Source organism: Burkholderia sp. FW306-1C-G01B (genome assembly GCF_058781685.1).
This window is the reverse complement of the sequence record NZ_JBYSWZ010000030.1, coordinates 1-8,505: the sequence shown is the minus strand read 5'-3', so window position 1 is coordinate 8,505 and position 8,505 is coordinate 1. Positions and strand designations below refer to the sequence as shown.

Below are 8,505 nucleotides of genomic sequence, written 5' to 3'. Positions count from 1 at the left end.
CCGCTTATTCGTTAGGTGGACACGATACTCCCAAGCGTCTCGGTCAAACTCAAGATGGGTTCGCTAGCCGCTTACGCACCTTCTTGGTCAGCCCATGTCCGACGCTGCAAAAACGAAGACATCCGACAGCGCCCGATGGCTATTTCAGACGCGCTGCCTGCGCCGCAGCATGGCCGGCCAGCAACGTAACGAACGTCTTGAAGCTGGTCATGTCCGACAAGGATGCATATTCGCCAGTGCCGACCGCGCTACGCGGCGACGTCATCAGCGCAGCCGTCGTGTATAGCTGCTCCTTTGTCAGGCGTTGACAGAGGATGTCGTAGCGCTGCTGGTACGAGGCCCCCTGAAACTCCTTGAAGATCGGGAAATGGGGCGAGGCGTCTCGAACTGGTCGCCGTGACGCAGGTTCATCCTCCACCAACATCACCCAGCCAACAAAGGGCCTCGGCTGCTTGCCGAAGCCCTCCTCACGGTAAGCAGTCCAAAGATCATGCGCCGTGCCGATTGCTTCCTCGGTACGGTTGTTGAAGTTGTTGCCGAATGAGGGACCAACCTGGCTCTTCAGTTCGATAGCTGCAATCAGCTCCCCTTTGTCCATGACTAGCAAGTCCCAGAGCTTGGTCGGGCGAAAATATCCTGGCAGTGTCAGGACGGCCCGCTCCTGATAAATCTTGGCGTGATCAAGTCCGTTCGCTTTGATAATGTCGATAATCAAAGAGACGAAACCGTCCATGTTTTTGCCACTGGTCACACCAGCCCGCTCACCCTGGTCGGACTTCCCTGACTCAATCTGCTTCTGCTTTGCCTTTTCTCGGCTGCCCCAAAACGCCATGACCGCGTCTCGCGTCTTACGTTCATAATCGACCAAATCAAGCGCCATTTTTTATCACCATTTATTTTTTAGATTTGCCTTCTAACTTAACTATTCTGGCTACCCAGGAATTTGACTGCGTGCCCCCGCAGTGCGGCTGCAAACCGGGCGAAATTTAGATCATCGGCGGGCTGCGTAATGACGGTCGACTCTGAATTAGTTGCCATCAAGAAGCATGATGCATCGTAGACTCTCTCAAGTACAAGCCTGCGGCATAGAATTTCGTAGCGTTCTGCGTAGGTCACACCTAGATACTTAATCTTTCCATTTTTTCCGATTGTCCGCGACTGGCCTCGAAAAACCGGATCGACTTCAAAATACGGCTCTTTATTTGTTACCGGCTTCTTTACTTTGTCCCGGTCCTCCAGCAGGAATAGATACCCAAGGAACGGCGCCGGCGCTCCTTTTCCAAATCGCCCCTCCCGGAAGGCTGTCCAGATATCCTGAGCACTTCCGAGTGCTTCTTCAACTCGGTTGTTGATATTGTTGCTGATTGACTTTCCAGCATGCGACTTGAACTCCATCGCTAGGACCAGTTGTCCTTCGGAAACAACAATCAGGTCCCACTTCTTAGTCGATCGAAAGTAGCCTGGCAGTTCCAGCGCCGTTCGAGTCCGTACGTCGAGGCGCTTCAGGCCAGCTTCGCAAAGGATGTCAGCAACGAGAATCTCGAGTGCTCCCATTTGCGTACCCCCGGTTACCTCTCCGCGCGTGCCTGTGTCAATTTTGCCGGACTCAACCTGTTTTTTCCTATTCGTCGCTCTCGCATCCCAATAGCTTTGGACAGCTTCCTGCAAGCGCTTGTTGATTTCAATCTTGTTAGTCAACGCTGCCCCCCAAGACTTCCCTTTCCTCCGCAGTCAGTCTATAGAGCTCAAACGCCGCGCGATTGCAGGCTACTATGTCCTGCGCCTCAGCAGCTTCCATTAGCTGTCTCCGAAGGTTAGCGGGAACGTCCTTCCAGTGCGGCACACGAATGCGTCGTAGGTACTGCGCCTGAAAGCGCAGGAAGCCGCCGCGCATCTTCGTTGAATAGGTTGCGACGAAGAGACGGGCAATTGCCGAGAGTAAAACCGCTTGGAGAGCCCGCAGGTCCCACTCGTCCGAAGTAATGAAGTACAGATTGTGATGAGGATAGAGGCTGCCGTCTTCATAGACGATGTGAGATTTACCTTTAATGTCCGGGACCAACAGTTTAGGCTTCTTTGTAAGTGACGGTGTGATTCGATCAATCGTCCGATACCAGTTGGCCGGAGCACTTCTTGCGCAATGACGATTAGCGATCACGTCCTTGCGCGCCTCAAGATAGCGCTTGAGGCGAGGATAGTTTGCGAGATCGACCAGCCCGCCGCCGGTGGCGAAGGGATTGATGACGCCATAGCCGCGCCATTCGACAGTGCCGCTCATGATGTCTCGCGTCATGACCAGTGGCTCTTTACGATCGTCCTCAACGTCTAGAGCATCAAATAAGCCTATGAAAGCCTTATCAGCGCCAGTAGCAACCCCAATCCCGACCTTACATCCGACCTCCTCGATAGCAGGAAAATCGCGCTCCAGTCGACGCACAACTGCGAGCTGGTCAGAGGATTCGAGAATCCAAGGTTCGGAGCCAGCGGTTACACCAGCGAGCTCGCGTACCTCTCCGGAGTCCTTTGACAACTTCTTGGATGTGAGAAGGCTGGCCAAGTCGGCCAATGCCGCACGGTCGATTTTGGGCCGATGTGCAAGCCGAGTTACGCCAGGCTTCTCTTTGGTGATGACAGTGATCGCAGGATAGGCGGTGACCTCTGTGTGGAAGGCTGGGGTATCTGTCATATCCACGTGCACCTTTAGGTGAAATTCCTCGGCAACGAGAGCGCGAAGCGGTCCACCATAACGGTTCTTCATCCATCGATCTGCACAGATAAAGCCGAGTGCGCCGCCCTTCGTTAGAAGACGCAGCGAACGTTCAATGAACGGAATGTAGAGGTCCGCCCTGTCATACATCGTCGTGTAGCGACTCCGATACTCGGCTAGAAGCACCGCAGGGATCATCTCCTGACGAACATAAGGCGGGTTACCGATCACAACATCAAATTCAGCAGGGAGAGGCGTCAGCAGGAAGTCTCCGTGCAACAGCCAGCCGTCGGAAATCGCGCCCGCCGTTTGGGCTGCAATACCAGCCTCTACCAAACGCGCCACGATGGCGGCGTGGGTCCGGCTGTATGTGTCACGATGCAGCTCGACGGCGCGGATGCAGCCACCGAGTGTTTCAAGCGGGTGCGTTGTCTTGCCCTGCGCCGTCCATGCAGACAATAGCCGATCAATGGCAGGCAACAGGAAGTCGCCATCCCCAAAAGAGGGCTCAAGGAGGGTCAGCGTGTGCAGAGGCTTATCAGGCGTGTAGCCGACAAGATCGAGAATGAAATCGACGACCTCGCGGCGCGTGAATATTGCGCCTCGTTCCTCGACGCCACCAGTGTACGCAAGCTCTTTCACCGCCGCCATCACAGGGCAAAGATCGGGAAACGAAGGTTGGCGAAGGAGGAGATCGTTCGTTGACATATGGTCCAGCAGTTTTGGGGCGTTAGTGATTGCGGGGTTGGTGTTTCTGGTCTCACGGAGGATTGGCATCATTATCGCATCGACGGACCGTCGGTCCTGGTCGAGTAGACGATGCGTCTGAAGCTCATGCTCCGCGCGGTTCGTAAGGGAGGTATCCGGAATTTCGTGTGTGAGACGGGTTAAAACTCAGATTCCGATGCTGAATCGCTCCGGGCAAAGCAGCGCAAACTGCGTCATCGCGCTCTTCCAATCGAGCCGGGAGCCAGTCCACTTGGCAACGACGTTGCGCAGCGCCAGCCAGATCAGCTTGATCGCCGCCTCATCCGATGGGAAGTGGCCGCGCGCCTTGATGATCTTCCGAAGCTGCATGTGCAGCGACTCAATAGCGTTCGTGGTGTAAATGATCTTCCGGATGTCCGGCGCAAACACGTAGAACGGAATCACCTGCTCCCTGGCTCGCTGCCAGAGCGCGGCGATCGGTGGGTATTTCGCGCCCCACACGCCGGCGTCGAACGCGTCCAGCGCCACGGCAGCCGCCTCGGCCGTAGGTGCCCGATAGACTTCTGTGAGCGCTGCCGCGACCGACTTCCGGTCTTTCCAGCTAGCAAAGTCCCGCGAGTTGCGGATCAGATGCACGATGCAGATCTGAACCGTCGTTTCCGGGAACACGGAGTTGATCGCTTCGGGGAAGCCCTTCAGCCCGTCGACCACGGCGATCAGAATGTCCTGCGCGCCGCGCAGTTTTAGGTCGTTGACCACCCGCAGCCAGAACTTGGCGCCCTCGGTCTGCTAGATCCAGAGACCGAGCACGTCGCGCGTGCCGTCGCGACGCACACCCAGGGCCGGGTAGATCGCCTTGTTGCGCACTACGCCTTCGTCTCGGATCTTCACGCGCAGCGCGTCGAAGAACACCACTGGGTACATGGGCTCGAGCGGCCGCTGCTGCCATTCGCGCACTTCGTCGATCACCGCGTCGGTGACCGTGCTGATGAAGTCCGGCGATACCTCGATACCGTACATCTCCTGCAGGAAGCCTTGTATTTCCCTCACGCTCTTGCCGCGCGCGTACATCGCGATGATCTTGTCGTCGAAGCCGGTAAGCGTCGCTCGCCCTTGGCAATTAGTACCGGATCGAACGTCCCTTCACGGTCGCGTGGAATCTCGACCTCGAGCAGGTCGTCGTCGGTCGTGATGCGTTTGCGACTGGTGCCATTGCGGTGATTCGTGCTGTCCGACGGCTTGGCTCGGCCTTTCTCGTAGCCGAGGTGGTGGGTCAGTTCGCCGCCCAGCGCACGCTCGAAGATCGCCTTCTTGAGCGCCGCCAGTTGCTCGTTGATCGTTGCCCGGTCCAGCGTTCCGGGCAGCAGTTGCTTGATCAGTTCCGGGGCCAGGTTCAAACCCTTGCCCGGCTCAATCGTCACTTCTTCCTTGCGTTTGCGTGGCATAAAAGTGGCTCCTTGGTCGCCAGTTTATGCCTCGCACACAAAGTTTCGGATAGGCTCGGGCAAGCACTAGCAGCCAATTGGCCCTACTGAAGGGGGCAGGTCAATCCCTCACCCGCTCTCGATAACGAGCGTCCCTCGTTCGAATCGCATCGATCCATTCCACCCACTCCTCCTCGCTCAGATAGTCACGGGCTGATGATCTCCGTTCGTCGACAAAAGCATCCTGCTCAGCCAGACTCAGACTCTCCCAATACCGATCCCACACATTCTCATACCAATACTGCGCATCGCCCTGCAGGTTGTATATCAACGAGCCGAGTTCGTACCACGCAAGCCACGGTGGTGGCGGATTGAATCCGGATGCCGAAACTGAGCGAACAAGCTCGACATCGTTCGTCAGCAAACTAACCTGCTTCCCGGAGTATCGATCGACGCCGGAAAAGAATGTGTGAATCGGCCCGTCTCGCACGAACTGGCGTGGCCCCACTCGCTCCCTACCAGCTACCACAAGATTTACGTAGACCGGGAACTGCTCAACTTCGACATCCTGCGTCAAGCAGAACGCTTTGACGCCAAGGCCGCCCATCCATACTGCCCCGGGATAGTCCGGAAACGACTCCGATTGAAATGTCTCCGGCGTTCCTGCAAACGTCTCGCGCAAGTACGTCAGATCCGCCTCGAAAAGCTCCTCAATTGCCATCTGTTGCTGCTCGAACAGCTCTCGCGACACACGCCTGCTCTGGCGCCCAGCCATGAAGTCGGCAAACATTCTCTTCAAGCTCGACACATCAACTCCCGTCATTTGTCGACGATCTCGTCAGCAGCAAGCCCGCCTCCGAAATACCCGATGGACCCGAAAACCAGGCCACCGACAAGTCCCGTGATCACTGCACCCGGTCCAGTCTCAATGCCGACCAGCGCTCCGGCAGCTGCACCCATCTTCCAGCCAGCAATAGCACCACCCCAGCCGCCCATTTGACGAATCACCTCTTTCTCAATTGGCTTCACGGACTTCGCCTTGAACGACTCGTTTGTAGCAACGGAAAGATCGTACGCGGTGAATCCGATTCCGATGACTTGAACCACACGCGCGAATTTGACCAGACCGAGTGTGACAGCCAGCCCGCGCGTGGTGTAAATCCCGGACGGCGGAACCATCGGATTCGGCTTGATGAGCACCTCCTTGTCGAGCCCCTCCGCATAACTCTTGATACGGGCAATCCTGTTTTTCAGGTGAGGGTACTCCGTCGCGTATCTATCCAACGCAAGCCTGATCTCCTGCGTCGTTACAAGCTTGGCGCCCGAACGCTTGGCTTGCGCGATGTCGACGTAAAGCACCTTGCCCTTGAATCGCTCAGCTCCACCTGGAAAGTCACTGCTAGTGGAAATGTAGCTCGTCAGCTTGTCGTAGCCCATCACGTGCTCGGCGATACTCGCGCTCGAACCCGGCCCCTTTGGCCACAACCCGTATTTTTCCGGGTGCACTTCTCGCATCGCCTCGAGCGGCCCCAGGCGAAGTGACTGCAAGTACGGATCGTGAATGGTCGTGTAGCAGCGCCGAACGAGAAACCCGTCTTTGCCCGGCTCGTCTACCACCACAAGCACGAACACGCGCGCGGGCATCAAATGCCCGAGGACGTCATATTGTGATCCCGATCGATCGTTTGTCGGCGCTCGGTAAATGTAGTCGCTCATCGCGCCCACCTTTCCAGAGCTTGAACGCCTACCGCGATATCGAGCTGTTGAGGGTTGTCTGTATAGACGCGAGGACAGTACCCCTGGCTATCAGTTAGCCCTTTGTACGTGGCACCGGTTGCGGAACGAATGTGATACGGCACGCCGGATATTGGATTTCCAGCACGATCCACAACTCGCACCTGCTCGTCGTACGATTCGCGACGACGCTTCGGGAGCGGATTTCCTGCAGGGCCGAAGCCCATCTCGGCGAGTTCGCCTGATGTGAAGTCCAGAGAAGCGGTATCTTGAGATGCCCGCATCACTGGGCGGGGATGGCAGCGGCAAGCACACAGATCACCATCTAGCGCAGCGTGCTTGCCCATGAGTGAGTCCGGCCGTCGTGGCCCGTGACCAACGATGACGCCAATCGAGTCGCACGCCGAGCAGTAAACTTCGGCCCCCAGAAACGTCACCGGCGTACCGTGATGCATGAAGAAGTCCATGCCCTCCAGGACGATCCCGCCGTTAGACGAACGGTCTCCCTTCTTGAGATAGAACCGTTTCATTCTTCTTCGCCTTATTTTATTAGGTATGCGAAGTCATATCATGCAGATCATCACAAAACTATTGGACAGGTACGAAACCCTATCTCCGGCCGGCGCAGATCAACTCGCCACATCTACCAATTGGCCAATCCGCACATCACGGTGATTTATGAGATGCGACAGACACTACACTGTCCATACACACTGACTGACGTATCCACCTCGCACCTCTTCGACTGTTCCATTACACCTATGGCTTTTTCGAATCGACTCGCAACCTTTCGCAAGCAGAGAGGGTTCACCCAACAGCAACTGGCCGATCGCGCAAAGGTTCATATGGTGCAGATCAATCGATATGAAGCCGGGCTGACACGTCCGAATCTCGACGTGATGAAACGCCTCGCAATCGCTCTGTGTGTAAGCACCGATTCGTTGCTGTTTGATTCGAGCGAGCTTCGACTGGACGAGGACTTTCGCCCGATTTTTGAAGGCTTACGAGCACTCGGCCCCGACGACAAGCTCGTCGCCAAATCGGTACTTGAGGCGCTGCTTCTCAAGCATCGAATGTCTGTCGGCGGTCCCGTCGCACCAGCGGTGGGGAAGATCGTTTCTCTCTGAAACGCGAATCCAATGAAAGACTGAAGAGAGCAAAGCAGTAAAAGCGCGGGCTGCATGGGCTGCCACCCATACGACCCGCTGACCACCACCAACTCGAACCAGGAGTCGGAAATGGCTGACGCCAATAGTAAGACACGTCGCAGGAAGAACAAACCCGTCAACATGCAAAAGACGTTTGAGCTGGTCCTCCGCAACTACCCGGACCTTCCCAAGCGCGGCTGGCCTTACCTGCCGTGGATGCAGGCAATCGATATCGATTTCAAGATCTTTGGATTCAAACCGGGCGATCGCGTCTACCTCGACGTCAACTACGTCACCCGGAAAATCACGATCTCGCCTGACTACAGCCAGCTAGCGCTGCGAGAGCAGCCTTACCACGACCCAGAACCGGAAGACCCGGTTGCATAACCAGCAAGGGCCGCTTTATGCGGCCCTTGTTGCCTCGGTGGTTGACTCGGCGTTCAGCGGATCTCTGCGCACCATTCCTTGCGCTCAGCTAGCACCGCGGCTCTTCTACGGCCACCGTCAACAACCGTCACAACAGCGGAACGCAACCTTCCGTCATCATCTCCGCAGCGGCCCTCACGGCTCCGCTTACCCTCTCGCCGAAAGCATCGCCCACCCGATCAGCGACATCGCGACCGTCAGTGCATTCCGCATGAGATGCGACCCATGCCGAGTGCACCGGACACATTTCCGTCGCTGAAATGCAAAAACCCCCGCCTTTCGGGCGGGGGTTTCTGGCTAAGGGAGCCTGACGATTACCTACTTTCACACGGGAATCCGCACTATCATCGGCGTAGAG

General features: G+C 56.6%; 8 protein-coding genes and 2 pseudogenes. 2 read left to right on the top strand and 8 right to left on the bottom strand.

What is annotated here, in order from left to right:
* Positions 1-139 precede the first annotated feature (139 nt).
* The 7 genes and pseudogenes from AC3WLY_RS35095 to AC3WLY_RS35065 all read right to left on the bottom strand — a co-directional run bounded on the left by AC3WLY_RS35095 (position 140) and on the right by AC3WLY_RS35065 (position 7,103).
* A complete protein-coding gene (locus tag AC3WLY_RS35095) occupies positions 140-880 on the bottom strand; it encodes a PaeR7I family type II restriction endonuclease (protein ID WP_492310883.1) in 741 nt (246 codons plus the stop codon).
* Between the two features lie 38 nt (positions 881-918).
* Complete coding sequence (locus AC3WLY_RS35090) at positions 919-1,698, bottom strand: PaeR7I family type II restriction endonuclease (RefSeq protein ID WP_492310882.1); 780 nt, start codon at positions 1,696-1,698, stop codon at positions 919-921.
* Positions 1,691-3,487 carry an Eco57I restriction-modification methylase domain-containing protein gene (locus AC3WLY_RS35085; protein ID WP_492310881.1) on the bottom strand — a complete coding sequence of 599 codons (1,797 nt, stop codon included), beginning with the start codon at positions 3,485-3,487 and terminating at the stop codon, positions 1,691-1,693. Before AC3WLY_RS35085 ends, AC3WLY_RS35090 begins: the two co-directional genes overlap by 8 nt.
* Before the next feature lie 114 nt (positions 3,488-3,601).
* Positions 3,602-4,860 (bottom strand): annotated as a pseudogene (locus tag AC3WLY_RS35080) (IS256 family transposase).
* Positions 4,861-4,960: 100 nt separating this feature from the next.
* On the bottom strand, positions 4,961-5,662 hold the full coding sequence (locus AC3WLY_RS35075; RefSeq protein WP_492310880.1) for a hypothetical protein: 702 nt from the start codon (positions 5,660-5,662) through the stop codon (positions 4,961-4,963).
* Positions 5,659-6,555: a glycine zipper family protein gene (locus AC3WLY_RS35070; RefSeq protein WP_492310879.1), complete on the bottom strand. Its 897-nt coding sequence runs from the start codon at positions 6,553-6,555 to the stop codon at positions 5,659-5,661. The genes AC3WLY_RS35075 and AC3WLY_RS35070 overlap by 4 nt, the downstream gene beginning before the upstream one ends.
* Entirely contained in the window at positions 6,552-7,103 is a 552-nt protein-coding gene (locus AC3WLY_RS35065; protein ID WP_492310878.1) for a PAAR domain-containing protein, read from the bottom strand. Before AC3WLY_RS35065 ends, AC3WLY_RS35070 begins: the two co-directional genes overlap by 4 nt.
* Positions 7,104-7,334: 231 nt before the next feature.
* Here AC3WLY_RS35065 and AC3WLY_RS35060 point away from each other — a divergent pair, with 231 nt between their 5' ends.
* Together AC3WLY_RS35060 and AC3WLY_RS35055 are read left to right on the top strand one after the other, a co-directional pair.
* Positions 7,335-7,700, top strand: coding sequence for an RstR family transcriptional repressor (locus AC3WLY_RS35060; protein ID WP_072437647.1), 366 nt, complete (start codon positions 7,335-7,337; stop codon positions 7,698-7,700).
* Between the two features lie 111 nt (positions 7,701-7,811).
* The gene (locus AC3WLY_RS35055; protein ID WP_072437680.1) at positions 7,812-8,108 is read left to right on the top strand and encodes a hypothetical protein; all 297 of its coding nucleotides are present in this window, start codon (positions 7,812-7,814) and stop codon (positions 8,106-8,108) included.
* Positions 8,109-8,297: 189 nt separating this feature from the next.
* Here the strand turns inward: AC3WLY_RS35055 and AC3WLY_RS35050 are convergent.
* Positions 8,298-8,375, bottom strand: a pseudogene (locus tag AC3WLY_RS35050) (cytochrome b); the annotation flags it as partial.
* Positions 8,376-8,505 lie beyond the last annotated feature (130 nt).

What these genes read in the sequence shown, in the direction of transcription:
- AC3WLY_RS35075 (WP_492310880.1), bottom strand. Translation starts at nt 5,662, where the DNA reads ATGACGGGAGTTGATGTGTCGAGCTTGAAGAGAATGTTTGCCGACTTC.
- AC3WLY_RS35070 (WP_492310879.1), bottom strand. Translation starts at nt 6,555, where the DNA reads ATGAGCGACTACATTTACCGAGCGCCGACAAACGATCGATCGGGATCA.
- AC3WLY_RS35085 (WP_492310881.1), bottom strand. Translation starts at nt 3,487, where the DNA reads ATGATGCCAATCCTCCGTGAGACCAGAAACACCAACCCCGCAATCACT.
- AC3WLY_RS35055 (WP_072437680.1), top strand. Translation starts at nt 7,812, where the DNA reads ATGGCTGACGCCAATAGTAAGACACGTCGCAGGAAGAACAAACCCGTC.
- AC3WLY_RS35095 (WP_492310883.1), bottom strand. Translation starts at nt 880, where the DNA reads ATGGCGCTTGATTTGGTCGATTATGAACGTAAGACGCGAGACGCGGTC.
- AC3WLY_RS35065 (WP_492310878.1), bottom strand. Translation starts at nt 7,103, where the DNA reads ATGAAACGGTTCTATCTCAAGAAGGGAGACCGTTCGTCTAACGGCGGG.
- AC3WLY_RS35060 (WP_072437647.1), top strand. Translation starts at nt 7,335, where the DNA reads ATGGCTTTTTCGAATCGACTCGCAACCTTTCGCAAGCAGAGAGGGTTC.